This window comes from Elizabethkingia miricola (assembly GCF_001675285.1).
GTDB classification, from domain to species: Bacteria; Bacteroidota; Bacteroidia; order Flavobacteriales; family Weeksellaceae; genus Elizabethkingia; species Elizabethkingia miricola.
Genome location: NZ_LSGQ01000001.1, coordinates 288,872 through 313,368 on the forward strand (window position 1 = coordinate 288,872; position 24,497 = coordinate 313,368).

Genomic DNA, 24,497 nt, shown 5'->3' on the forward strand with positions numbered 1-24,497 from the left:
ATTTCATGCTTATGAAACATTTTTTTTCGTCCCGTAAGAATCTAAGATATACTATATATGGTCTATTAGCTGTTGTTCTGGTACAGGCTGTAGTTATGATAAACTTTATAAACAAAAAAGATGATAAAGTCTATCAGGTGAATCTGGTACAGATAAAAGATAAAAAAGACAGTCTGGATTATACGGAAGTAAAAAACAACCTTACACAATTGGACAGAGTTGTTAAAAGTCTTTCCAACTTTTTGACATCTAATAATATTGAGGCTCCACAAATTGAATCTCTGGATGCTGAAAATCTTTCAAACGGTATTTACCTGAGCCAGCAGGCTAACCGGTATACGCAAGCTCTTGTAGACTATCAGACAAAGCTTCAGCAAATTCCTCTTGGGATTCCCACCAACGGAGAAATCTCATCCAACTTTGGTGTCAGAAAGAATCCTATTCCTCCAAAAAGAATTGTGATGGCTGGTGTAAACCTTCCTAAAACGGATTCTGCAGGAACTGCAACAGCTACAGTAAAACCAATCCAGGATCCGGAAGTTATGCAGTTTCATAAAGGTTTGGATATTGCCGTTCCTTTTGGTTCTGATGTAAGAAGTGCTGCACAGGGAACTGTAATATTTGCAGGACAGAAAGGAGGCTACGGAAACTGTGTTATTGTATCTCACGGAAACGGATTAGCTACTTTATATGGGCACTTATCCAGCGTATTGGTAAGTCCTAACCAGCAAATAAAAGTAGGTGAAGTCATTGCAAAGTCAGGAAATACAGGGCGCTCCACAGGACCACATCTTCATTACGAAGTACATAAGAATAATACTCCGGTTAACCCAAGATTATTTCTGGGAATAAAATAAACCGAGCTAAAAAATACAAGAGACTGTCTCAAATGCCAAAAGTATTTCACTCTGTCATCCTGAGCCTGTCGAAGGATTTTTTAACCATTCGTGAATGAAAATGTTTCGACCGAGCTAAAAAATATAACCCTCACAAATGTGAGGGTTTTTCTTTATGTGTTGTTAATCAGAATGGCCTCTGATTATATTAAATACTTATTGTAGTTTTTTTCCTTTAAATTTTTTAACTGAAGAACTCATTTCCATAACTTTATCTCCGTCCCATTCATAGACAGCTGTTTTGGTAAATCCATCCATTTTATACTCATCATTATCCGGGTTAGCATTTTCTGCCTCTTCTGTCGTCATGACAAACTGATTTGCAGTTTTTCCGGTAAAGTTATAATCTTCTGAATGGTAATAAACACCGGCATCTCCTACAGATTGCAACAAGGGTAAAGCCACCAGGAATCCTTCCTTTTTCATAAAGTAAGTTTGCTTATAGGTAGGTATACCACAAGCTTCACCAGAAACAGATACATCTATGATATAATCAATATTCTTGAATTTTTTAGTTCTGTCAACCTTAAATTCAACTCCTGCTATATTTTCCATGGTACCTGCATTGAAAACTCCGAAACCTAGAAGCTCTCCTTTTTCCAGAACACTCACCTCTCCTTTTAATGCATTGCTGCTGATGCCTTCTATATCTATAACCTTCTGTGTTCCGCTAATTCCAAAAAGGAACTCTTTTCCATCCACTAGCTTATTGGCTACACTTAGATTCGCTCCCCAGACATATCCTTCTTTCCCATTGTACTGGATTTTATACCACTGGGCACTTCTTTCCTGTATCTTATTTATAATATTAGTCTCCTGGATAATTTTCACAGAAGTCCCTTGTGGCAATGCATCCACAATATTTCCGGTTAAACCCGGAAGATCTCTGATATTGGTTTTATCTACAAATATTTTAGCAGTACTTCCAACTTCTTTGTGAAATATATAATTTTCATAAGCTTCTTCCACTGGTACCGCAATAGCTGCAGCTTTATCCGCAGCATCTCGCGCCTTTACAGCAACTTCTACAGCAGCTGTTTGCTGAGCAAAATATAAGGTAGAAATATTAAGAGCCAAAAAATAATAAATTGTTTTTTTCATAATCATCATTAATGCTCTCAAAGATAAGAAAAAACCGAATCTTACTAGATTCGGCTTTATTTTTATTTAGTCAGAAGTAATGAAACCCATTCTTCTCTTTGTAACTTCTTCTGTAACTGAAGATTCTGTTCGTTGCAGACTTGTAAAATATCGTCTACATCGAAGAAACACAGACCTGAAAGCAATAAGGAGCCTCCCGGTTCCAATACCTCAACATAACGTGGAATATCGGAGATTAGGATATTACGGTTGATATTTGCTAAAATAATCTCGAATTTTTCCTGTCCCAGATTATCAGCAGTTCCTAATTCTACGCGCATTGGTGTATTATTACGTTCTGCATTCTCTCTGGAATTTTCCACAGCCCATTCATCAATATCAATTCCTAAAACATCTGAAGCTCCTTTCTTTTTAGCATAAATAGCTAAAACGGAGGTTCCGCATCCCATATCCAGCACTTTTTTCCCATGGAAATCCATATCCATCATCTGTTGGATCATAAGATATGTAGTAGCATGGTGCCCGGTTCCGAAAGACATTTTCGGCTGAATGATAATTTCTTCTTCCAATCCTTGTGATTCATGGAATTCCGCACGGATTAAAACTTTATCTTCTACATTAATCGGTTGGAAGTTTTTCTCCCATTCTTCATTCCAGTTGATGTTAGGCATTTCCTTATAGGTATAAGAAATCTTTACCTCATCATGATTCAGCAGCCACTGATTTTTAAGCTCTTCTTCATTAAGTAATTCCGCCTGAATATAAGCTAAGATCCCATCCGGGTTCTCAGTAAAACTGTCAAATCCCTGCTCTATCAATTCAGCCATCAGAATTTCATTCCAAGGCTCTACAGGTTCTATTTTAAAATCGAATTCTAAGTATTGTGTCATTTATAAAATGTTGCAATTGGCAAAGTTAGCTTAAGTTTAGTCAAAAGCCTTAATAATTGCAGTGAAATCTTCTATTTTCAATGCAGCCCCTCCAATAAGACCTCCGTCTACATCTGGTTTAGAGAAAATTTCTTTTGCATTATCCGGTTTTACACTTCCGCCATAAAGGATAGAAATTTCATCAGCTACTTCCTGTCCGTATTTAGCTGCAATAAGTGAACGGATATGTGCATGAATTTCCTGAGCTTGCTCTGGCGAAGCAGTTTCTCCGGTTCCGATAGCCCAAACTGGTTCGTAAGCGATTACAACTTTCTTAATTTCTTCTGCTGAAAGTGTGAAAAGTGCAACCTCAGTCTGGTTTTTAATAACTTCAAAATGCTGTCCTGATTTACGCTGTTCCAAAGTTTCTCCGTTACAGTAGATTGGTACAAGACCATTATCTAAAGCTAATTTCACTTTTCTATTGCAATGGCTGTCGGTTTCTCCATGATACTGTCTTCTCTCAGAGTGCCCAATAATAGCACCTGTTGCATTTACTGAAGCCAGCATATCAGCTGAAATCTCACCAGTATAAGCGCCGCTGGTGTGTTCCGACATATCCTGAGCAAAAACTCCTACGTTATCATTTAGGAAAATATTTTTTGCAGTGGTTATATAAAGCGCTGGTGGTGCAATGTAAACCTCACAGTTGATAGCATTATGCTTTTTATATCTGTCTAGCTCATGCATTAATTCCTGAGCTTCAGTATAATTTTTATTCATTTTCCAGTTTCCTGCAACGATTTTCTTTCTCATAGTTTATATAAGTTTTGTTAAGTTATTTATTAATTCCTTCTAGTTTGAACATAAAAGCATATACTAAAGCAACGTCTTTCAGATAATCGAATCTTCCTGAAGCTCCGCCATGACCATAGTCCATATCGGTTTTCAGCATCAGTACATTTTTATCGGTTTTCATATCTCTCAATCTCGCCACCCATTTCGCAGGTTCAAAATACTGTACCTGAGAATCGTGTAAACCTGTAGTGACCAAAAGATTAGGATAGTTTTTCTTTTCTACATTCTCGTATGGAGAATAAGACTTCATATAGAAATAAGCTTCTTTATTATTAGGATTCCCCCACTCGTCATATTCATTTGTGGTTAACGGAATACTTTCATCCAGCATTGTATTTACAACATCTACAAACGGAACCTGGGAAATTACACCATTCCACAGTTCAGGCTTCATATTTACAACAGCTCCCATTAACAGACCTCCAGCGCTTCCTCCCTGAGCGTACAGATGCTTTGGAGAAGTATATTTTTGGTTCACCAGATATTCTCCGGCATCAATAAAATCGGTAAAAGTATTTTTCTTTTTCATCATTTTACCGTCTTCATACCATTGTCTTCCCATCTCCTGTCCACCGCGGATATGTGCTATAGCGTAAGCAAATCCTCTGTCCAAAAGGCTTAATCTTGTACTGCTGAATGTGGCATCCATAGAATTTCCGTAGGAACCGTAAGCGTATAAAAGTAAAGGAGCTTTGCCATCTTTCTTGTAGCCTTTTTTATAAACAATGGAAATAGGAATTTTAGTCCCGTCTTTTGCTATAGCAAAAAGCCTTTCGGTTTCATAATTATTTTTATCATAACCACCCAGAACTTCCTGCTGTTTCAACAATGTTCTTTTTCCTGTTTTCAGATTTTGTTCAAACTGAGAACTCGGCGTAATCATAGAAGTATAACCAAAACGGAAATTATCGGTATTATATTCCGGGTTTCCGGATGAATAAACGGTATATGCAGGTTCATCAAATTTCAGAAACTCTTTTTTACCGGTTTTTCTGTCATATATCACCAGTTGTGAAAGTCCGTTTTGTCTTTCACTGAATACCAGATAATTTTTGAATTCTGTAATCCCTTCCATTAGCACATCTTTTCTGTGCGGGATAAAGTCTTTCCAGTTTTCAATTCCTGTTTTGTCCAAAGGAGTTTCTACAACTTTAAAGTTTAAGGCATCTTTGTTGGTTGTAACCAGGAATCTGTCTTCCAAAGGCGTAACATCATATATCACATCCTTCATTCTTGGTTGGAACACCTTGAATGTTCCTGCAGGGTTATCTGCATCCAGATATCTTATTTCGGAAGAAGTTGTAGCTCCCGAAGAAATCATAATGAATTTCTCATTCTTAGATTTCCCAACACCGATATAGTTACTTTTATCTTTCTCTTCATACACCAGCACATCTTTTGAAGGATCGGTTCCCAAGCTATGTCTGAAGATTTTTTCCGTTAAAAGTGTTTCGGGATTTTTAGCTGTATAGAAAATAGTCTTGTTATCATTAGCCCAGGTTGCGCCCCCTGTTGTATTTATAATACCCAGATCAGTGGTTTTACCTGTAGACAAATCTTTCAGGAAAAGCTTGTACTGTCTCCTGGATACATCGTCTACACCATAAATCATCTTATTATTATCCGGACTTACACTAAAACCTACTGCAGAATAATAAGGATGTCCTTCGGCAAGTTTATCCACATCTAAAAGTATTTCTTCAGGAGCTTTAAGATCTCCTTTTTTCCGGCAGTATTTAAAATATTGCTTACCAGCGTCTGTACGGGTATAATAGTAATAACCATTTCTGAAAACCGGAACAGATTCGTCCTTTTCCTTGATGCGGTTCTTCATTTCCTGGAAAAGTTTCTCCCTGAAAGGTTCCGTATTCTTCATCATCGTTGTCCAATAAGTATTTTCAGCTTTCAGATAGTCTACAACTTTTTCAGAGTTAGCTCCTTTTTTGAAGTAATCTATCATCCAGTAATAAGGGTCATTTACTTTATCGCCGTGAATCTCCCGTATATGTTCCTGTTTTTCGGCAACTGGTGCTTTTATATCAGGAAATTGCTGAGCCTGAAGTATAGTCGTACTCATAAATATTAATCCTAGGTATTTATTTTTCATATATTCGCTTTTTGTGTTGTGTGTTGTCTGGTATTATTTCATCTTCCAGATAGATTTCATCGAGGAATAAAACTGGTGTTCTTCTTCGCTCACCTCATCATTTGCTTTAATTAGTTTTTTAGCAAACTGACGAAAATCTTTTCTTTCTTTTTCTGTAGAATCATCATAAAAGCACTGTGCATGAAATTCAAAATGCTTTTCCCATTCACTAGGACTTAGATTAGCTATTATTTCTGTTTCAGCATCAAGGCTTACAAAAAAAGGAAACTCGTCTTCTATATATTCTTTAATTACCTTCTCTTCTTCAGGGTGAAATTTATAATCTACTGCTGATAAAATCATTAACAGGTGGTATCCTGCGATTGATTTGTTCGATTTATGTGTCATTTTTATATGTTTCTTTTTCAAATTTAGTTATTAAAATTCCATCTTCTATCTTTCTAAAGAAAAATTAGGAATTAAACCCGGACGTTGAGATTCATTGGCTACTTTCCATGAAGTTCTGTACATCCATTCTGTCATCTTATACAGTTTTTTGTAATTGATATTTTCTGACTCATCCTGAGGGGTATGATACTGATTGTGCAAAACACTGGTAAAAAACAATGCCGGAATTCCAATCCTTGCATATGGAAGATGATCGCTTCTGAAGTAAAAATATTCAGCATGCTCAGGAGAATCCCAGTCTTTCAGGTATCTGAATTTTGTTCCTTCATTATTAGCTTCCTCAGCCATCTTCACAAGCTCTTCGGAATTTTTATGCGGAGTATTTCCGCCTAATAAAGCTGCTTCATCATTACTGTTCCTACCGATCATATCTCCGTTCAGTACAGCGACGATTTGCTCTTTCGGAACTACAGGATGGGATGCATGCCATCTGGATCCCAATAATCCCCTTTCCTCAGCACCATGAAATACAAAAAGAATACTTCTTTTACCGGGCTGCAGTTTATAGGCTCTTGCCATAGCCAGCATTGCTACACAGGTACTGGCATTATCATCCGCACCATTATAAATTGTATCATTCTTTACAGGATGCCGTATTCCATCATGATCCTGGTGGCCGCTAATCAGAACGTATTCATTTTTTAATTTCGGGTCTGTACCTTCTATTTTACCAATAACATTTACAGAAGGATATCTGTAAGTATCGGTCATCAGATTTAATGAAACCTTTGTACTATTTTTCAACTGATCTGCATCAGATTTTCTGATCCATAATACAGGCATGTTATTTTCTACTTTCTCTCTCAGCCCCTCAACTCCATACAGACCTCTTGTCATCTGCGGATATACTTCTACCCAGCTTTTTTCAGCAATATCATCGGTAATAAATATAATAGCCTTTGCTCCAAGCTTAAAAGCGGTATTATAGTATTTTGCTTTTACAAATCCAGGATACCGTCTCTGGAAAAGAAACATATCTTGCTTTATCCCTTTTGCCGAACTGTTGACAACCAGAACTTTTCCTTTAATATTCAATTTCTGTAAGTCTTCCGGTTCTGCATTTCCGGCATATAACATATCAGCATTGATACTAGCATTTACCGGTTCTGTTACCAGAAAGTCTTTCCATAATTTTAAATCACGATCTCCAATCTTCAGGCTGCTTTGCGGAGACACCTGATGTCTGTACATTTCATAAAACTGAAAAAAAGTTCCGTTATCTCCTGCAGGTTTCATTCCGGACTCACTGGCTTTATTAGCCAGCCACATAGATACCTTAAGTTCATCTAGGGTTCCCGCTTCCCTGCCACGAAATTGATCTGCAGCAATCTCGAACATATCGGTTCTAAGATCTGATTCTTTGATGGCCGAAACCAATGGCTTTTTATACTGTTGTGCATTGCCCAGGCAAAAAAATGCCAGACCAATAACCACTTGTAAATATTTCTTTTTCATTCTGTTAATTAAACCTGGTTACTATGTAAAATGTCAGAGCCTTCTAGAGTCCGAATTCTTAATTATTAAAATAATCTTTCGCTTCCTGCTTGAAAACAATTTTTCCATTTTCCAGAATTAATACAAATGGATTACTTCGTGCAATGGTTTTTATAGCCGTACCATCCATTGTACCGTGCGGCACTCTGGTAAATGTATTTTCCTGTGTAGAAACCGCGTATACTTTAGACTTTTTGCTTAAAAGCCCATTTTCAATTTTACTAATCAGTTCCTTCGACAGTTTTTCGGGCTTGTAGGTAAAGATCATTACAATTCTTGGCTCGTTAAGGATCTGCTCTGTAACATCCTGTCCATCTGAATCTGTAATCTTAAAGTTTTTAATAGTAGAATCGTAACCTTGCTTTTTCAGTTTCTCCTTAGTCTTATCAGACTCTATCTGCCAGGTTTCATCTTTCCAGATATTGGTAGAAAGATAGTCGTTCTGGGACATTGTTTTCTCTTCTCCTGTCTTCGTATTTTTCAAGGTATAGAAAACCTCGTATTCGGAAGGATTAGCTTCTATTTTCGCTTTTTCAGCTTTCAGGTCTGTATCGATTTTATAATCTCTGAAATCAATATAAGGTTCTCCCAGTATCCCTTTCAGTATAATAACAGTAAGGAAAATACAGCTTAACAGAAACAATGTCATTCGCGGGAATCCACTTTTCAGAAAATGCACTTTATTGCTTTCGTCATTATTATACATTTTAAGCAATATCGCTATCAGCACCAACAATACCATATCCTTTGTAAAAGAGGTCCATGGTGTCATTTTCAGCGCATCACCGAAACATCCACAATCCGTTACCACATTGAAATATGCAGAATAGAAAGTAAGGAAAGCAAAGAATATACAGATGATAAGAAGTGAGAGTAATGTACGTTTTACTCTTATTTTCAGTAACAGCAAAACGCCTAACAGAAGTTCCACTGTAACGACTATTATAGCGATAGGCAATGCCAGTTTTTCCAGAAAAGGAATATTAAATACTGAAGGCGAGAAATATTCTTCCAGTTTAAAGGAAAATCCTACAGGATCTACTGCTTTTACAAAGCCCGATATAATAAATATAATGGCTACAAAAACTCTGATAAATCTTTTCATCTTATATAATTATGGTGTTTAATAAATTTTAGCTCAGATGCCTAATCTTTCATTTTAATGAGACAGAAAACGGCATAGTTCAGCATATCAAAATAATTGGCATCTAAACCTTCGGAAACCAGAGTTTTCCCTTTATTATCTTCAATCTGTTTTGTTCTCAATACTTTCTGATAGATTAAATCGGTAATGGAGGAAATCCTCATCTCACGCCATGCCTCGCCATAATCATGATTTTTACGCAGCATAAGCTCTTTGGCTTCGTTAGCATAATGATCATATAACTTCAGGATTTGCTCCTGATCGTCGTCCAGTGATTCGGCAAGTCCTTTTTCCAGCTGAATTAATCCAATAATAGAATAATTAACAATAGCGATGAACTCTCCCTTTTCGTCTTCATCTACCATCTTCACTGTCGTCATTTGCAGGGTACGGATACGGTTTACTTTTATGTAAATCTGATCGGTAATAGAACTTGGGCGTAATACCCGCCAAGCAGCTCCGTAATCGTGCATTTTTTTACTAAACAAATCTCTGCACCCAGAGATTATTTCATCAAACTCAATTGCTGTATTTTGCATAAATTAGCGTTGTAATGCCAAAGATACAAATTTAGCCTAAAGCGAAAAAGCTGATGAACACTTATAAAAAACAACTTTCTGTAAATCATAATTTTAGTATCAATTGCCGTGGAAAATTAGTTTCCCTTGAAAAACCACTCATCATGGGAATTCTGAACCTCACTCCGGATTCTTTCTCTGATGGCGGACAGTTTGGTCAGGAAAAGGCAGCTTTGAAGCATGCAGAAAAAATGATTTCAGAAGGTGCTTCTATCATCGATATAGGCCCCCAGTCTACCAATCCTAATTCAAAGCAGATTGATGCAAAAGAAGAAACGGAGCGCTTGGGTAAAGTAATCTCATTACTGAAAAAAGAGTTTCCGGAAACGCTGATATCTGTTGATACGTTTTATGCTGAAACGGTAAAATATGCAGCAGATGAAGGCATGGACATCATCAATGATATTTCAGGTGGTCAGTTTGATTACCAAATGTTTAAAACGGCTGCTGAAACAGGCTTGCCTTATATTTTAATGCATATTAATCCAAGCTTTGGAGAGATGCATGATAAAATACAGCACAAGGACATTACACTTAGTATCAATCAGTTTTTCTCTGAAAAAGTTCGGGAGCTCACAGAACTAAGGGTACACGATATTATATTGGATCCCGGATTTGGATTCGGAAAAACAATAGGAGACCAGTATAAAATGACTGAAGAAGCTGAATATTTCGGATTCGGAAGACTTCCTTTACTTATTGGTATTTCCAGAAAATCTTTTATTTATAAATCTCTGGGTAAATCACCTTTGGAAATTGTAGAAGAAACCCAAAAGTTACATTTAAAATTACTGCATAAAGGAGCAAAAATCTTGCGGGTACACGATGTCGATGAAACTAAAAAAACAATTGATCTTTTCCTGAACAATTATTGATTCACCTATTTTTTATATATTATTAAATTGTTGAATCGTTGAATTGTTTACTCTACATTTTCTAACTTCTAATCTCGTACTTCTAACTTCCTAAAATAGGTATCTGTAGGCCGTTTTTCACTGTATGCATATTGACAAAAGTTTTAAAACGTCTGATATTGGTATTGCTGAAGAATAATTGTCTTGTCAATAATTCGTATTCCTGCATTGTATTGACGACCATTACCAGCACAAAATCTACTTCGCCGGTTACATAATAGCACTGCTGAATCTGAGGTACCTTACTGAAGGTTCTTTTAATATCATCAATAAATTCAATTTTATCGGTATCCAGCTCTACTTCTACAAATAACAAGATTTGTGCACCTACTTTTTCCGGATCAATTACAGAAATATCTGATGTAATAATTTTATTTTCACGCATCCGCTTAATACGCCGCTGTACAGCAGCAGCAGAAAGCCCTATTTTATCACCAATATCACGTTGTGAAGTCTGATTATCCTTCTGCAGAATATCCAGTATCTGTAAATCGAATTTATCCAAATCTTCCATAAGCAGGTTTAATATGAAACAAAATTGCAAATAAGTGGTTAAAATTAAAGAAAAAACACATGAGTTTTGAAGTAATTTCGCACAATAAATATGATAAACTAATTTCTATTCCTAATTTTTCACAACGATATGAAAAGTACAAACACCAAAGGCTTTCTTTTAGCACTTATCGCTGCATCATTATGGGGTATCTCCGGTACCTTCGGACAATTTCTATTCCAACAGAGAGGGGTCAGTGTAGAATGGATGATTACCGTTCGAATGCTTATTTCCGGTGCAATACTCTTATCCATTGGTGCCTTTGGTAAAAAACCCGATTTATGGACTGTCTGGAAAGATAAAAAAGATGCAATAAAACTGGTATTATTTGGTATTACGGGTATGCTGATGGTTCAGTATACTTATTTCGCTGCTATTAAACATTCCAATGCTGCGACGGCAACCGTATTACAATATGCAGGACCTGTAATCATAGCTGTTTATCTGGCTATTAAAAACAAAAAAATCCCCAGATTCATAGACTTTGTGGCTATAGCCTTTGCTGTTCTCGGTACTTTTATACTGGTAACACATGGTGATATGGGAAGACTAAATATATCCTCCACTGCTTTATTCTTTGGTATTGCCTCAGCTTTTGCTCTTGCTATTTATACATTACAACCCATAAAGCTTCTTAATAAATATAATTCAGCTGTTATCATTGGCTGGGGAATGCTGATTGGCGGCATTGCTTTCTCCTTTGTAAAAGCTCCATGGCAAGCTGAAGGGCATTGGGATACCCAGGCATATCTGTATACTGCATTTATTGTCATCTTCGGAACATTAATTCCATTCTATTTTTACCTGACAGCAGTTCAGCTAATTGGTGGTCAAAAAAGCAGTCTTCTGGCTTCCGGCGAACCACTTTCTGCAACGATTATTGCAGTATTATGGTTACATGTACCTTTTACTTATATCGACTGGATTGGGAGCTTACTGATCATATCTACAATATTCCTGCTGAGCTATGAAACCAAAAAGGAAAAAACCCTGCGCCTGTCTGGTACCTAATCTTTTAGATTAACAGAGCTTTTACTGACATTTTGCAACGAATACAGAACCAGAAAGTGGTTTAAAGTCCGGAACTGTTTTATTTTCGGATTTTATCCTGTCAAACTTCATTAGAACATCGGTATAATGAAAATCATCGCTTTTATAGTTTAAACTTTTGGATGGTGCATAAGGATTGACATAGACATTACGTACCGGATCGTATTTATATTGAGTTATGTCTATTTTTTCAGACATATCATCATTAGTATTGTAAGCATAATTGACAAGTTTAGAATCTGTATTATAAGCCATGTCAAAAGAGTTTTCTAAAAACTGCAGCTCTTTTTCATTTTTAAAGAATTCTTTTAAATTCTGTTTTTTGATGATCTTACTATCTGTATCAAATAAAGGTTTTAATCCTTCTTTTTTTATTTCAAACCGGAATGGGTTATGATAAAGATTAGGACTCATATACTGCACAATAAAATCATTATAACCCGCTGTCTGGAAATGCTGCATCATATTCTGCGCTTGTGCCTGATAAGGATTATCCGATTTAGTCCGATCTATAAAAGTCAGAATTTCTGGAAGTTCTTTCGATTGATGTACATAAGGATAGTCAAAACAGTTTGCTTCTTCATTAAAAAGGCGCTTCATTTTATTGGGAAATGTGCCCAAATAAATATCATTAGCAGAATCGTTTCCAGAAATCATCAACCGCATTCCGCCTTTTATATCCGGATTTTTTCTTGCATAAAGATAAAACGGAGCATCAGGATTTTTAGGAGTCAGTGTCATTATATTTTTATCAATACCCCATGTTCCTTTTATCAGAGTACCCATTGCAACAACTAAAAAGGTATTATCTTGTTTGATAATAAAAGAAGTACCTCCTCCATTATAGACTCCTTCAACATCTGTATTCTTATATTGAGCCAGAATCAGTACACCTGACATCAAAAAAAATATAAAATATAACCTTATCTTAATTTTCATACACTTGCTTTTTGATTAAATATATTGTTTTTTTATATACTCTGGTAGCTAAAAACAATATATTAGTCCGCATAAAATCTATATCCTCACATAAATACTTCTTATGAAATTAGAAATCAATTCCGTAATTACCGAACATACCGATGAAGTTATCACTAATTTCCTTAACCAATACAATCAGGAACGTGCTATTTCTTTTGAAGATGAAATCAATGAAGATGTAGAAATTGTAATCTATGATGGCGAAGAGATTGTTGGTGGAATCATTGGCCGTTCTTTGTGGGGAACCTTAGAAATAAAACGCCTGGCTGTTCATCCGGATTACAGACACAAAGGTATAGGATCAAAACTAATATCTGCAGCAGAAACAGAAGCTAAAAAAAGAAAATGCAGCTACCTGAGCCTAAATACTTTTTCTTATCAGGCTCCGGAGTTTTATGAAAAACTGGGATTTATAAAAGTAGGAACAGAAGAGGATTTCCCACGTGGATTTTCCCGTTTCTTTTATCAGAAGAAGATTGATTAAAAGAAAATGATTTGGATTAATTTTATTTAGGCAATTTAAAAATTTCATTCACTAAAGTAAATCAGCCACTTCCATTATCTTTTAACCAGATTTTTACATAAATTTACGTAAGTATCAAATCTCTTACTTTTCAATCATTCTTTAAAAAGCTGGAAATGACGCATCACCATTTAGAAAAACATTATGTAAATCGCGTAGGATGGTTAAGAGCTGCTGTTCTGGGGGCTAATGACGGTATTCTTTCTACTACCAGTATCACTATTGGTGTAGCAGCTGCTACACCTTCAAGAGAAGCAATTATACTAGCCGCATTAGCGGGTCTTGTTGCCGGCGCAATGTCTATGGCTGCAGGTGAATATGTATCGGTAAGCTCACAGGCAGATACTGAAAAAGCTGATTTAGAAAGGGAAGCAAGAGAGTTGGAAAGAATCCCTGAGATAGAATTGAAAGAACTGGCCAAAATATATGAAGCTCGCGGACTAGACTCTGAACTGGCTTTAAAAGTTGCAGAAGAGCTCACAAAACATGACGCCCTGGAAGCTCATGCCCGTGACGAATTGGGGATCAATGAAATTACAACAGCAAGACCTTTGCAAGCCGCCGCTTCATCATTTGCCTCGTTTACTGTAGGGGCAATATTACCATTTCTTGTGGCTATATTTGCGCCAATACCACAAATGCTTTATTACGAATATGGTTTTTCCATTATATTCCTCATGATTCTGGGTGCCGTCGCCGCTAAGGCCGGAGGATCTAAAATCAGCACAGCGGTTATAAGAATCTGCTTCTGGGGAACTGCTGCTATGGCACTAACGGCATTGGTAGGCTACCTGTTCGGGGTCAATGCATCTTAATTAAATATTAATATATTATGTGGTGGATCTATGCTCTTCTTTCCGCTTTATTTGCTTCACTCACTGCAATATTTGCTAAAATAGGTGTTTCAAACATCAATTCTAATCTTGCTACAGCTGTTCGTACAGTAGTTGTACTTGTCATGATATGGGGAATTGTTATTGCACGTGGAGAAGCAAAAGAGATAACAAGCCTAACCAAAACCAATATTATATTTTTAACAATATCCGGAATAGCAACAGGGCTATCCTGGATATTCTATTTTAAAGCTTTACAAATGGGAGATGTATCTAAAGTAGCTCCTATAGACAAACTAAGTATAGCACTCACGATAATATTAGCTGCTATATTTTTACGCGAAACAATAGATACTAAAACTGCAATTGGTGCAGGACTAATTATAGCCGGAACAATTGTTTTATTGCTAAAATAATTAGTTCTGAGATAATTTCTCCGTAAATGTTTTATTGAAGATCTCTTTATCGGCTTTCAACTGATCAATAGTTTGAGGCAGAATATAAGTTGTTACTACTTTTTCATCCTTATCCAAGAAGATAATCTGTTTCTCTTCTCCATCTATCATTTTCTCGAAAACGTCCCACATAGAAGCATCCTGCAGCTTCAGTAATTCAAAAAACTCCTCGGTTTTTATCTGAATATTTTTCATGCTGCAAAAGTAAAAAAGCTTCTCCATCCGTCAAAGCTTCCTTAGAAAATATAAATGTATTTTTTATGTTTATCGAAACATTCCAAAATTGTGTTTTTATTAAATAAAAAGAAGGCGTAAAATCTATAGATTTTACGCCTTCCTTCTAAACAAATATGCTACGAAAAAAATTATTTCTCTTCTTTACGCTGTAATACCTCATCTACCATACCGAAACTCTTAGCTTCTTCAGAAGTCATCCAGTAATCTCTATCGGAAGATTTCTCTACCCATTCGTAGGTCTGACCTGAATGGTGAGCGATGATATCGTATAATTCTGTTTTCAATTTAAGCATTTCACGAAGGTTGATTTCCATATCGGAAGCTACCCCTTGAGCACCTCCGCTTGGCTGGTGAATCATAACTCTTGAATGCTTAAGAGCAGAACGCTTACCTTTTTCTCCGGCTACCAATAATACAGCACCCATTGACGCTGCCATACCTGTACAGATTGTAGCAACATCTGGTTTGATAATCTGCATTGTATCATAGATTCCTAATCCGGCATATACACTACCACCAGGAGAGTTGATATAGATCTGAATATCTTTAGCAGGATCAGCACTTTCCAGGAATAATAACTGAGCCGTTACAATGTTGGCAACCTGATCATCGATCCCTGTTCCAAGGAAGATAATTCTGTCCATCATCAAACGGGAAAAAACGTCCATTTGCGCTACATTCAGACGACGCTCCTCCATAATGTATGGCGTTAAATTGGTTGGACCATATATACCCATATACTGATCAGCAGCAAGACCATTCACTCCAAGGTGTTTTACTGCGTAATCTCTAAATTCTTTTTTAATATCCATTGAATTAATTTTTCTATTGTGTTACTAATTTTGTTCCAAACGAATATACGGACATTCTGGCAGAAATTAATTACAATATCCTGTATAATACTTTGTCCAGTTCCATTTTAAGCCTGGTGAGCTTTACAATTGTGGCATAATACTGTACATCGTTACCCGGATCCTCCTGCACTTTCACCTGTAAGTCCTTTATAATCTTCAGTATATACTCCCGTTTATGACGGAGAATAATATCCTGAACCATCTTTTCTACAACATCTTCTTCCGAGCTAAAGTAAATATTGAACTTATTCCAGTCACTTAGCTGGTAAGGATCGATCAGTGCATCGGCAACCTTTTGGTTCACCTCTTCATCCATCAGACTAAAGAAAAATTTTCCGGATCTTAGTTCACTTTGTTCAGCTCCTTTCCGGATTTCATCAACAATTTTCTGATGCAGAGGAATCTGAATTTCATAAGAATCTTCATCAAAATGATTCAAAATCTCCTGAATAACAGAAGACTTTACCGTTCCCTCTTCTTTTTTTCTTACAATCTCTTTATCACCATATTTCAGCATAAGTTCCACCAGTTTTTCCTCTAATAGCAATAACGGATTAATGGTTTCAATCTGGGACATCTCCACTTTTTCCAGTTTAGGCTGGATTTGCGGAGTTTTAGGTTTTTCCTGATGTTGTATTCCGGTTTTCTGAACCTGTAGTTCATTGAACAGGTTTTGCTCGGAAACATGTAATAATTTGGATGCCTGCTGTATAAATATCTCCTGTTGAAGATTGTTCGGAACAAAAGCGATACTCTTTACAACTTCTTTTATAAGATCTGCTCTTTTAAAAGGATCGTCTCCGGCATCTTTCTGAAGAACATCTATTTTGAAATGAATAAAATCTACTGCGTGCTCTGCAATATAGCTTTTTACGTAGTCCTGTGGAAAGGCTTTGGCAAAACTATCGGGGTCATGTCCGTCCGGGAATAACATTACCTTAATGTTCATCCCGTCTTCTAAAAGTAGATCGATACTTCTGAATGAGGCCTTAATTCCGGCAGCATCACCATCGAACAGGATTGTTACATTAGGCGTAAGCCTTTTGATTAGCTTGATCTGCTCTTTTGTCAGGGCTGTACCGCTACTGGCCACAACATTCTCAATGCCTGACTGATGCAGTGAAATAACATCCATATAACCTTCCACAAGAAGGCAGTGGTTTTCTTTGGATATTGCCTGTTTGGATTGAGCAATTCCGTAGAGTACATTGGATTTATGATAGATCTCCGTCTCGGGTGAGTTGAGATACTTGGCTGTTTTTACATTACTTTTCAGAATTCTGGCACCGAAGCCTAATACTCTTCCCGAAAAACTAAGAATAGGAAAAATTACACGTTCGCGGAAACGGTCGATACCATCAGGAGCATTTTCCGGAAAAATAGACAATCCAGATTTCTCCAGAAGATCTTTATCATAGCCCTTTTCTTTAGCAGATTTGGTAAAAGCATTCTTAAGTTCCGGTGAATATCCCAACTGGAACTTTTTCAGAATCTCATCATTCAGACCTCTTTCTCGGAAATAGGACAGACCAATATTTTGTCCTTCTTCAGTATCATACAACTGCTCCTGAAAGAAGTTATTGGCAACCTCATGTATTTTATATAATAGCTCCCGCTGATTACGGGATTCTTTTTCAGCTTCCGATATCTCCTGAACATCTTCCTCTATCTCAATGCCATATTTCTTAGCCAGGTGGCGCAATGCTTCAGGATAGGTAAAGTTTTCGATTTCCATCAGGAAAGACACTGCAGTCCCCCCTTTTCCGGAACTGAAATCTTTCCAGATCTGCTTACTTGGAGATACTACAAATGAAGGCGATTTTTCATCGTGAAAAGGGCTTAAACCTTTGTAATTTCCACCAGCACGTTTTAGCTGTACATATTCACCAACCACCTCTTCCACTCTTACAGCGGAGAAAATTTTATCTATTGTGGTTTTCGAAATCATACTAAGTTTTTAAAAAGTAAAAATATTAATTTATTTATTGAAGAAAAAAAGAGATTGCCAAAAGCAATCTCAATCTATCTGTATATCAGGGAAAATTAATTTGACCCCTCTATTTCTTTTTTCTTATCTCCGCCTGAAAGCAATTTAATAACAACAGGAGCCGTAGTAATAATCACAATAATAATAATGATCCACTCCAAATGTCTTTTCAAATCTATACCAAACTGAACCTGGAAAAATTTATCCAAATAATGTCCGGCATATACCAAAGAGAATGACCAAAGTACACCTCCAATTACATTGTATACCAAGAAACGTCCTTTGTCCATTTTCACGATTCCGGCAACAATAGGAGCAAATGTTCTCACAACCGGAAGAAATCTCGCCATAATAACTGCTACTTTACCATGGTCTTCGAAGAAATCATGTGCTTTGAACAGATATTTTTTCTTGAAAATCCAGGTATCCTTTCTTTCATATAACATTGGTCCACTTTTGTATCCAAACCAATAACCGATCATATTACCTACAATAGCTGCAATAGCTATTAATGATGCTAATATTGTTGTGTCAATAAAATCACTTCCCGTAGATCCAAAACTTTCGGATATAATCTTAGTTGCATATATACCAGAAACGAATAGCAAACTATCTCCTGGCAGAAAGAAACCTACAAATAAACCGGTTTCAGCAAAAATAATAAACAACACAATCCAAAGCCCTCCGTTTGTAATATAAAAATCGGGGTTAAGCAGGTCTTTCCAACTTTCCATTCAGTAGTTTTATTATGATTGACAAATATAAATAAAATTAAAAAATTCTAATGACAGAATCTATTTAATCTTTTGTTAAAATTCAGTCCGTATTTTATTTTGCATCCAGAAGTATCGCCAGCTGGATGCAGTTTTCGTCCGATCGATTACTCCATGCATGATTCGTGCCACGCTGAATAACAATATCTCCAGGTTTTAGTAAAGTCTCACCCTCCTCTAATATCAAATATATTTCACCGGAAAGAATAACAATATAATCCAGTGTTTTTGTCTGGTGCATTAGTGGATGTGGTAACCCTTCTTTTACCTCTATTCCTAGCTCTTTATCCGGAGGAATGCTTACATACCTAAAGTAGGTACCATTAGCAGGCACCTTTGGTATGGGAGTATTCTCTATAACAAGAGTCTTATCTAAATCTACTGGAAAGGTATCGGTAGACCAGATATCAGAAAGTACAAGACCTTTAATATCTTCATTGATATTGGTTACAATACTGTCTTCTGCTATTACAGATTTACCATCTTTAATGCCTGTAACTATTCTTCTTGGGATTTTAGGAATTTCTGACATTTTTCTTTTTTAAAATATATCTTCTTCTGCTGAGTTCTGCCCTTCATTCATTAAGAAGGCTTTTAGGAACGGTGTGATATTACCATTCATAACACCATCTACATCCGAGGTTTCGTATGCAGAGCGTACATCTTTCACCAATTTATACGGATGCATTACGTAGTTACGAATCTGGCTTCCCCACTCGATTTTCATTTTATTAGCCTCAATTTCATTACGGGCTTTCATACGCTCTTCCAATTCGATTTCATATAATCTGGATCTTAAGAGCTGCATTGCTTTCTCTTTGTTTTGCAACTGCGAACGGCTTTCGGAGTTTTCAATGATAATACCTGTCGGTGCATGTCGTAAACGTACTGCAGTTTCTACCTTGTTTACATTCTGCCCACCGGCTCCACTGGCACGCATAGTCTCAAAAGTAATATCAGCAGGATTAATATTAATTTCAATAGTGTCATCTACCAAAGGATAGACATATACAGAAACAAAGCTGGTATGTCTCTTGGCATTGGAATCAAAAGGGGAAATACGCACTAATCTGTGTACCCCGTTCTCTCCTTTCAGATAACCGAAAGCATAATCACCGTCTATTTCCAGTGTTACCGTTTTTACTCCGGCCACATCACCTTCCTGATAGTTGAGTTCTTTTACCTTAAAACCTTGTTTTTCTGCCCACATTACATACATCCGCATCAACATACTCGCCCAGTCGCAGCTTTCAGTCCCACCGGCTCCTGCAGTAATCTGAACAACCGCAGATAATTCATCACCTTCATTAGAAAGCATGTTACGAAACTCCAGCTCTTCAATTTTTTCAACCAGTTGTGGAAATGCTTCATCCAACTCTTTCTCACTTTCAGGATCTTCTTTCGCAAACTCTTGTAAAACCAATAAATCTTCAAAAGTACTTCTGATCTCATCATAGCCTTCTACCCATCTTTTTTTCCCCCGAAGCTGCTTTAAAAAGACTTCGGCTTCTTTGGGATCATTCCAGAATTCAGGAGCAGCTGTTTTCTCATCATCATTAACAATTTCTATCCGCTTTTTTTCAATCTGTAGATATTTATATAGATCATCGATGCGTTTTAGCACATCTTTTGTTTGCTCATTATTTATCATTTCGCAAAGATAAAACTTAGACAATGAATGCTGATAATAATTTATTAATTAACAAAAAATTCTGATTTTTCAAAAAAACCATTATATTTACTATAATTGTAGGTATCATATACCTATACAACACACAGATACAAATAAATAAAAGCACATTTTTTAAAAACACACAACTAATTTGATGGAAAAAATAAGAGAATTGTTTGATAACATTATCAGGCTAACTGATGCTGAATTTAATTATTACCAGCAAAAAATATCCAGTAAGAGCTATAAAAAAGGAGATATTATAACACCTAAAGGAAGCGTGGAACGATATGCATATTACATAGAAAAAGGCATCGTAAGGCGTTTTATAGAAAGAGGTGAAGCTGAAGCTACTTTCTATTTTGCCTTTGAGCATGACTTTGTTTCCGCATATGATTCTTTCATTACTCAAACGCCATGCAGATATTCACTTCAGGCATTGGAAGACACCAATCTTTTAAGAATTTCATGGCATGATGTACAGGATCTCTATCAACAATCTACTAAGTGGGATAAAATTGGACGAATACTGAACGAACAAGCTTATGTAGAAAGGGCTGACAGAGAGTTTTCTTTGCTGACTAAATCTCCACAGGAGAGATATGAAAACCTCTTTAAGCAGAATCCGGAAGTCATAAAAAGAATTCCGCTAAAATATATTGCATCTTACATCGGAGTAACACCACAGGCTTTAAGCAGGATCAGAAGACGGATTTTTTAACCTGAATTCATTTCCTCTGTTTAAAAAAATCTATATTTTTGCCTTGGTTTCTGACTTTAAGGATTAAACCTTTCTCAAATCTCAAACTCACAAATGAAAAAAAAGCACCTAGGCTTTGAGAAAAAATTTATTGCCTGATTAATTCAGGCAATATTTTTCTTCGGTTGTATCTTAATCTTCATCCTCCTGATTAAATCCAATTTTTCGTATAGGCTCTTCTTTAATACGGTAATGATCCAGCTCTTCACTTAGTTTCTGAATACGTAACGGGAATTCCGTAGAAAGATTCTGATTAAACTCCGAGATAAAAACAGCACACTGGTTCAGGTATTCAGGAGTAAGTTTTGCTAAAGACTCGCTTAAGGCAGCATTAATAATCTTTTCAGAAATCATAACATTCTGTCCCTGCAGGCGCATATATTCGGAATGCAGTCTTTTCTTTATTCCCTGAGTAAAGTCGATCATCATTGTATTAGAGAATAGCTTCATTTTTTCTGCAGTCCCTTCCCAGAAAGGCTTTTTGTCCGCTTTATTATCTTTCAGAATTTTCAGGAGTGGAGAACTTTCTATCAGATTCTTCATCATATGATACAGAATTAACTGTGCTCTTTCATCTTCATTGGGTGGAAAAACAGGAATGAGTAAATCAAATCTGCCTGGTGCCAGTATTTCTTCATCGAATCCGGCAAGAGCATCTGTAGAGCCTACAAATAAAGCTTCATCTTTCAGATTATTCTGTATAGCATGTAAAATGGCATTTTTAACTTCCAATGCCTCTGGTGTTAATACAACATCAGCTGTTTTTTCCAATGCCACATCTTCAAAATGCTCCATAAACAGTAATGTTTTCGGCTTTTTCATTTTGCCAAAGAGAAAATCTTTAAACTTTCTCATCTTACCGTCATTATAGCGTACCGAAAGATAATCGTTTCTTACCTCCACGAAATCATAGCCAATCATTTCTGCTATTTTCTTAGCCCAGAAAATTTTACCGCTACCGGGAGGACCATACAGTATAATACCTGCAGGTTTTGCAATTCCCCAATTTTCCAGCTGGTTGGGATTAATAAACGGTTCTATAATATCCGTAACATAAAAAAACAGATCTCTGTATCCTATAAAATTATGCTGTGTAAGCGGGGTTTGTTTTCCAAAATAGTTATAGATAAAATTGTAGTCTCCCCCCAGTTTATTGTCAATACCATAACTGGAAATACTTGTTTTATAGCCGTTGGCTTCAAACAAGTTAGGGCATTCTTTCTTTAAGACCTCATCTACCTGTTCTACGGGTTTCTTAATTCGTTGTGCAATCTCTTCAGATGTTTTCTCAGCACGAATATCTTCAGCATATTTCTTTAGAAAATCTGCATTTTCTTCTGCAAACTGTACAAAATTATCTTTAAGATTCAGCTGTCCATCCATTACATCCTCTACTCCCAGATCAAAATCCTGTATAAACTGTTTTATACTCTCCTTAGAAATTGTAAGATCATTTGTAAGCTCTGCTAGTTTCATCCGTTTTGAAATTTTAATTCAAGATACAACTATTTCATTAGAATTCTCCCCGATTGTAACATTTATGATTTTTTAACTACTATTAAATAAAACTAAAAATGGAAAAAGTTTTATCCGTCAGGAATCTTACAAAGAAATTTAAAAGAACGGTTGTAAACAATATTTCGTTCGATGTTGAACAAGGAAATGTCTATGGACTTCTTGGACCCAATGGAAGTGGAAAATCAACAACATTCGGAATGCTTCTCACAACTATTAATCCAACTTCCGGGGAATGGTACTGGTTTGGTAAAAAAGGAACCTCCACAGAAACTTTAAAAAAGATAGGAGCCATTATTGAGCAGCCTAATTTCTATCCTTACCTGAGTGCTGCTAAAAACCTGAAAATTGTCGCTGAAATAAAAGGGACTCCTTATTCGGAAATAGATAAAGTACTTTCTACCGTAGGTCTTCTCGAAAGAAAAGATGATCCTTTCAGAACTTTTTCTCTGGGAATGAAACAGCGACTGGCCATAGCTTCCGCATTACTGAACAATCCACAGGTTCTAATTCTGGATGAGCCGACAAACGGACTGGATCCTGAAGGGATAATCCAGATCCGGAATATTATCTCTGATATTGCCAAACAAGGCATAACCATTATTATCGCAAGCCACCTTCTGGATGAGATCGAGAAAATATGCAGTCATGTTATCGTACTAAAAGAAGGAAATGCAATATACAGTGGCAGTGTTGATGGTATGACAAATTCCAAAGGTTACTTTGAGCTGAGAGCAGATAACAATGACTTGCTTCTTAAAATACTTGAAGAACTTAACTTGTTTTCAGATCTGAAACAAAACGGAGAAATTATCATTGCCAATATTCATGAAGATTTATCGGCCTCTGAGCTTAACAGAAAGGTATCTGAAAAAGGTATTTACCTGTCTCATCTCGCTAAAAAGAAACAATCTCTTGAAGCTCAATTCCTTGAACTTGTAAAAAAATAACAACGATGAAAAGATTAATTGCAATAGAATACTATAAAAACCTTACTTACAGGCCTTTCAAAGTATTTACAACCTTATATTTCATTATATTAATAGCTCTTCTGTTTATCGGACTTGTCGATATAAAATTTTCAGAAGGCTTTCAGATCAATTTAAAAGATCAGGGAATTTATAATTTTCCGGAAATCTGGAACTTTACAACCTGGATCGTTGCTCTCCTGAAAATATTCCTTGGACTTATTATTGTCTTTTCTATTTGCCAGGAATTCACAAACCGAATGTTTAAACAAAATACTATTGACGGACTCAGCAGAGAGGAATTTATAGGCTCAAAACTGCTTACTATTTTTATATTCACCTTTATCTCCACTCTTATTGTTTTCGGTATTACCCTGGCAATAGGTCTTTCCTATTCAGAGTCGACACAATCCGAATTAATTTTCAAAGAAATATTTTTCATAGGTCACTATTTCCTGAAGCTGTTTACGTTCTTTAGCTTCCTTATGTTCCTGTCGATTCTGTTAAGAAAATCAATCTTTGTATTGCTTGCATCTTTTATGTGGTGGATTGCCGAGGCTATCTTTGGTGGTATTGAAAGCTATTCCAAATTCAAAGGATTGAATAATGAGCAGGCAGCAACTGTAATGCACGATTCATTCTTTATTTCAAAAGTTCTTCCATTGGAAAGCATGTCACAACTAATTCCAAACCCGGTAATGCGATTAAAAGCCATGAAAATCTTTGGTGTTCCTTATAAATTTGAATACCCTACCGAAAGTGTTATTGCATGTATTTTCTGGTGTATACTCTTCGTTTATGGTTCTTACTATATTCTGAAGAAAAGAGACTGGTAAATCCATTCTGATCGATATTATATCAGCATAAATTCAGACCATATTCAAAAGGAGTTTTCCCCGAAAATAAAGGAGAAAGCTCCTTTATTTTT

General features: G+C 36.3%; 26 protein-coding genes. 9 read left to right on the forward strand and 17 right to left on the reverse strand.

Translation table 11 applies throughout. The annotated features are described in order from the left end of the window. The first annotated feature begins 11 nt into the window (after positions 1 to 11). Entirely contained in the window at positions 12 to 857 is an 846-nt protein-coding gene (locus tag ATE49_RS01330; protein WP_065081003.1) for a M23 family metallopeptidase, read from the forward strand. Positions 858 to 1,052: 195 nt separating this feature from the next. Here ATE49_RS01330 and ATE49_RS01335 read toward each other — a convergent pair whose 3' ends face one another. The 8 genes from ATE49_RS01335 to ATE49_RS01370 all read right to left on the reverse strand — a co-directional run bounded on the left by ATE49_RS01335 (position 1,053) and on the right by ATE49_RS01370 (position 9,455). Then, positions 1,053 to 1,997, reverse strand: a complete 945-nt coding sequence (locus ATE49_RS01335; RefSeq protein WP_222149596.1) for an SH3 domain-containing protein — start codon at positions 1,995 to 1,997, stop codon at positions 1,053 to 1,055. 62 nt (positions 1,998 to 2,059) lie between these two features. Then, entirely contained in the window at positions 2,060 to 2,887 is an 828-nt protein-coding gene (gene prmA / locus ATE49_RS01340; RefSeq protein ID WP_065080778.1) for a 50S ribosomal protein L11 methyltransferase, read from the reverse strand. A 36-nt stretch (positions 2,888 to 2,923) separates the two neighbouring features. Beyond that, complete coding sequence (gene tpiA / locus ATE49_RS01345) at positions 2,924 to 3,682, reverse strand: triose-phosphate isomerase (protein ID WP_034871098.1); 759 nt, start codon at positions 3,680 to 3,682, stop codon at positions 2,924 to 2,926. 22 nt (positions 3,683 to 3,704) lie between these two features. Further along, positions 3,705 to 5,831 (reverse strand): S9 family peptidase, encoded by a 2,127-nt coding sequence (locus ATE49_RS01350; protein WP_065080779.1) that lies wholly within the window; start codon positions 5,829 to 5,831, stop codon positions 3,705 to 3,707. Positions 5,832 to 5,864: 33 nt separating this feature from the next. Then, complete coding sequence (locus tag ATE49_RS01355) at positions 5,865 to 6,218, reverse strand: hypothetical protein (RefSeq protein ID WP_059154712.1); 354 nt, start codon at positions 6,216 to 6,218, stop codon at positions 5,865 to 5,867. A 45-nt stretch (positions 6,219 to 6,263) separates the two neighbouring features. Beyond that, entirely contained in the window at positions 6,264 to 7,733 is a 1,470-nt protein-coding gene (locus ATE49_RS01360) for a M28 family peptidase (protein WP_065080780.1), read from the reverse strand. 58 nt (positions 7,734 to 7,791) lie between these two features. After that, complete coding sequence (locus tag ATE49_RS01365; protein WP_065080781.1) at positions 7,792 to 8,877, reverse strand: BT_3928 family protein; 1,086 nt, start codon at positions 8,875 to 8,877, stop codon at positions 7,792 to 7,794. Between the two features lie 41 nt (positions 8,878 to 8,918). After that, the gene (locus ATE49_RS01370) at positions 8,919 to 9,455 is read right to left on the reverse strand and encodes a DUF1599 domain-containing protein (protein WP_059154709.1); all 537 of its coding nucleotides are present in this window, start codon (positions 9,453 to 9,455) and stop codon (positions 8,919 to 8,921) included. Between the two features lie 53 nt (positions 9,456 to 9,508). On the opposite strand from ATE49_RS01370, the gene folP reads away from it, so the two are divergent. Further along, positions 9,509 to 10,369, forward strand: a complete 861-nt coding sequence (folP, locus tag ATE49_RS01375; protein ID WP_065080782.1) for a dihydropteroate synthase — start codon at positions 9,509 to 9,511, stop codon at positions 10,367 to 10,369. An 82-nt stretch (positions 10,370 to 10,451) separates the two neighbouring features. Here folP and ATE49_RS01380 read toward each other — a convergent pair whose 3' ends face one another. Beyond that, positions 10,452 to 10,922 (reverse strand): Lrp/AsnC family transcriptional regulator, encoded by a 471-nt coding sequence (locus ATE49_RS01380; protein WP_065080783.1) that lies wholly within the window; start codon positions 10,920 to 10,922, stop codon positions 10,452 to 10,454. Positions 10,923 to 11,051: 129 nt separating this feature from the next. Here ATE49_RS01380 and ATE49_RS01385 point away from each other — a divergent pair, with 129 nt between their 5' ends. Further along, positions 11,052 to 11,972 carry a DMT family transporter gene (locus ATE49_RS01385; protein ID WP_065080784.1) on the forward strand — a complete coding sequence of 307 codons (921 nt, stop codon included), beginning with the start codon at positions 11,052 to 11,054 and terminating at the stop codon, positions 11,970 to 11,972. A gap of 21 nt (positions 11,973 to 11,993) precedes the next feature. On the opposite strand, the gene ATE49_RS01390 is transcribed toward ATE49_RS01385, so the two are convergent. Continuing rightward, complete coding sequence (locus ATE49_RS01390; protein ID WP_260255533.1) at positions 11,994 to 12,911, reverse strand: hypothetical protein; 918 nt, start codon at positions 12,909 to 12,911, stop codon at positions 11,994 to 11,996. A 142-nt stretch (positions 12,912 to 13,053) separates the two neighbouring features. On the opposite strand from ATE49_RS01390, the gene ATE49_RS01395 reads away from it, so the two are divergent. The 3 genes from ATE49_RS01395 (at position 13,054) to ATE49_RS01405 (ending at position 14,764) form a co-directional block, all read left to right on the forward strand. Further along, entirely contained in the window at positions 13,054 to 13,476 is a 423-nt protein-coding gene (locus ATE49_RS01395; RefSeq protein ID WP_065080786.1) for a GNAT family N-acetyltransferase, read from the forward strand. A 155-nt stretch (positions 13,477 to 13,631) separates the two neighbouring features. After that, complete coding sequence (locus tag ATE49_RS01400) at positions 13,632 to 14,330, forward strand: VIT1/CCC1 transporter family protein (protein ID WP_065080787.1); 699 nt, start codon at positions 13,632 to 13,634, stop codon at positions 14,328 to 14,330. A gap of 17 nt (positions 14,331 to 14,347) precedes the next feature. Further along, positions 14,348 to 14,764 (forward strand): EamA family transporter, encoded by a 417-nt coding sequence (locus ATE49_RS01405; protein ID WP_059154702.1) that lies wholly within the window; start codon positions 14,348 to 14,350, stop codon positions 14,762 to 14,764. Here the strand turns inward: ATE49_RS01405 and ATE49_RS01410 are convergent, their stop codons facing one another. The 6 genes from ATE49_RS01410 to prfB all read right to left on the reverse strand — a co-directional run bounded on the left by ATE49_RS01410 (position 14,765) and on the right by prfB (position 20,305). Beyond that, positions 14,765 to 14,998 (reverse strand): hypothetical protein, encoded by a 234-nt coding sequence (locus ATE49_RS01410; RefSeq protein WP_009091434.1) that lies wholly within the window; start codon positions 14,996 to 14,998, stop codon positions 14,765 to 14,767. It abuts the gene before it with no gap. A gap of 170 nt (positions 14,999 to 15,168) precedes the next feature. Continuing rightward, positions 15,169 to 15,852, reverse strand: coding sequence for an ATP-dependent Clp endopeptidase proteolytic subunit ClpP (clpP, locus tag ATE49_RS01415; protein WP_009091431.1), 684 nt, complete (start codon positions 15,850 to 15,852; stop codon positions 15,169 to 15,171). Positions 15,853 to 15,922: 70 nt separating this feature from the next. Then, on the reverse strand, positions 15,923 to 17,842 hold the full coding sequence (gene dnaG, locus ATE49_RS01420; protein WP_059154701.1) for a DNA primase: 1,920 nt from the start codon (positions 17,840 to 17,842) through the stop codon (positions 15,923 to 15,925). Between the two features lie 95 nt (positions 17,843 to 17,937). Further along, entirely contained in the window at positions 17,938 to 18,615 is a 678-nt protein-coding gene (locus tag ATE49_RS01425) for a DedA family protein (RefSeq protein ID WP_059343989.1), read from the reverse strand. Positions 18,616 to 18,709: 94 nt separating this feature from the next. Further along, a complete protein-coding gene (locus ATE49_RS01430) occupies positions 18,710 to 19,186 on the reverse strand; it encodes a cupin domain-containing protein (RefSeq protein WP_059154699.1) in 477 nt (158 codons plus the stop codon). Positions 19,187 to 19,195: 9 nt separating this feature from the next. Beyond that, the gene (gene prfB / locus ATE49_RS01435) at positions 19,196 to 20,305 is read right to left on the reverse strand and encodes a peptide chain release factor 2 (protein ID WP_059154698.1); all 1,110 of its coding nucleotides are present in this window, start codon (positions 20,303 to 20,305) and stop codon (positions 19,196 to 19,198) included. A 175-nt stretch (positions 20,306 to 20,480) separates the two neighbouring features. Between prfB and ATE49_RS01440 the strand changes: the two genes are divergently transcribed. Continuing rightward, complete coding sequence (locus ATE49_RS01440) at positions 20,481 to 21,047, forward strand: Crp/Fnr family transcriptional regulator (RefSeq protein ID WP_059343988.1); 567 nt, start codon at positions 20,481 to 20,483, stop codon at positions 21,045 to 21,047. Between the two features lie 171 nt (positions 21,048 to 21,218). On the opposite strand, the gene ATE49_RS01445 is transcribed toward ATE49_RS01440, so the two are convergent. Further along, the gene (locus ATE49_RS01445; RefSeq protein ID WP_065080788.1) at positions 21,219 to 22,562 is read right to left on the reverse strand and encodes an ATP-binding protein; all 1,344 of its coding nucleotides are present in this window, start codon (positions 22,560 to 22,562) and stop codon (positions 21,219 to 21,221) included. Between the two features lie 98 nt (positions 22,563 to 22,660). Here ATE49_RS01445 and ATE49_RS01450 point away from each other — a divergent pair, with 98 nt between their 5' ends. Next, a complete protein-coding gene (locus tag ATE49_RS01450; protein ID WP_059154695.1) occupies positions 22,661 to 23,551 on the forward strand; it encodes an ABC transporter ATP-binding protein in 891 nt (296 codons plus the stop codon). A 5-nt stretch (positions 23,552 to 23,556) separates the two neighbouring features. Then, positions 23,557 to 24,405, forward strand: coding sequence for an ABC transporter permease (locus ATE49_RS01455; protein ID WP_059154694.1), 849 nt, complete (start codon positions 23,557 to 23,559; stop codon positions 24,403 to 24,405). Positions 24,406 to 24,497 lie beyond the last annotated feature (92 nt).

Coding starts and splice junctions, on each gene's coding strand:
- ATE49_RS01445 (WP_065080788.1), bottom strand. CDS start 22,562: ATGAAACTAGCAGAGCTTACAAATGATCTTACAATTTCTAAGGAGAGT.
- ATE49_RS01335 (WP_222149596.1), bottom strand. CDS start 1,997: ATGAAAAAAACAATTTATTATTTTTTGGCTCTTAATATTTCTACCTTA.
- ATE49_RS01350 (WP_065080779.1), bottom strand. CDS start 5,831: ATGAAAAATAAATACCTAGGATTAATATTTATGAGTACGACTATACTT.
- dnaG (WP_059154701.1), bottom strand. CDS start 17,842: ATGATTTCGAAAACCACAATAGATAAAATTTTCTCCGCTGTAAGAGTG.
- ATE49_RS01410 (WP_009091434.1), bottom strand. CDS start 14,998: ATGAAAAATATTCAGATAAAAACCGAGGAGTTTTTTGAATTACTGAAG.
- tpiA (WP_034871098.1), bottom strand. CDS start 3,682: ATGAGAAAGAAAATCGTTGCAGGAAACTGGAAAATGAATAAAAATTAT.
- ATE49_RS01450 (WP_059154695.1), top strand. CDS start 22,661: ATGGAAAAAGTTTTATCCGTCAGGAATCTTACAAAGAAATTTAAAAGA.
- ATE49_RS01360 (WP_065080780.1), bottom strand. CDS start 7,733: ATGAAAAAGAAATATTTACAAGTGGTTATTGGTCTGGCATTTTTTTGC.
- ATE49_RS01355 (WP_059154712.1), bottom strand. CDS start 6,218: ATGACACATAAATCGAACAAATCAATCGCAGGATACCACCTGTTAATG.
- ATE49_RS01330 (WP_065081003.1), top strand. CDS start 12: ATGAAACATTTTTTTTCGTCCCGTAAGAATCTAAGATATACTATATAT.
- ATE49_RS01390 (WP_260255533.1), bottom strand. CDS start 12,911: ATGTCAGGTGTACTGATTCTGGCTCAATATAAGAATACAGATGTTGAA.
- ATE49_RS01400 (WP_065080787.1), top strand. CDS start 13,632: ATGACGCATCACCATTTAGAAAAACATTATGTAAATCGCGTAGGATGG.
- ATE49_RS01380 (WP_065080783.1), bottom strand. CDS start 10,922: ATGGAAGATTTGGATAAATTCGATTTACAGATACTGGATATTCTGCAG.
- ATE49_RS01385 (WP_065080784.1), top strand. CDS start 11,052: ATGAAAAGTACAAACACCAAAGGCTTTCTTTTAGCACTTATCGCTGCA.
- ATE49_RS01440 (WP_059343988.1), top strand. CDS start 20,481: ATGGAAAAAATAAGAGAATTGTTTGATAACATTATCAGGCTAACTGAT.
- folP (WP_065080782.1), top strand. CDS start 9,509: ATGAACACTTATAAAAAACAACTTTCTGTAAATCATAATTTTAGTATC.
- clpP (WP_009091431.1), bottom strand. CDS start 15,852: ATGGATATTAAAAAAGAATTTAGAGATTACGCAGTAAAACACCTTGGA.
- ATE49_RS01425 (WP_059343989.1), bottom strand. CDS start 18,615: ATGGAAAGTTGGAAAGACCTGCTTAACCCCGATTTTTATATTACAAAC.
- prfB (WP_059154698.1), bottom strand. CDS start 20,305: ATGATAAATAATGAGCAAACAAAAGATGTGCTAAAACGCATCGATGAT.
- ATE49_RS01405 (WP_059154702.1), top strand. CDS start 14,348: ATGTGGTGGATCTATGCTCTTCTTTCCGCTTTATTTGCTTCACTCACT.
- ATE49_RS01430 (WP_059154699.1), bottom strand. CDS start 19,186: ATGTCAGAAATTCCTAAAATCCCAAGAAGAATAGTTACAGGCATTAAA.
- ATE49_RS01370 (WP_059154709.1), bottom strand. CDS start 9,455: ATGCAAAATACAGCAATTGAGTTTGATGAAATAATCTCTGGGTGCAGA.
- ATE49_RS01455 (WP_059154694.1), top strand. CDS start 23,557: ATGAAAAGATTAATTGCAATAGAATACTATAAAAACCTTACTTACAGG.
- ATE49_RS01365 (WP_065080781.1), bottom strand. CDS start 8,877: ATGAAAAGATTTATCAGAGTTTTTGTAGCCATTATATTTATTATATCG.
- ATE49_RS01395 (WP_065080786.1), top strand. CDS start 13,054: ATGAAATTAGAAATCAATTCCGTAATTACCGAACATACCGATGAAGTT.
- prmA (WP_065080778.1), bottom strand. CDS start 2,887: ATGACACAATACTTAGAATTCGATTTTAAAATAGAACCTGTAGAGCCT.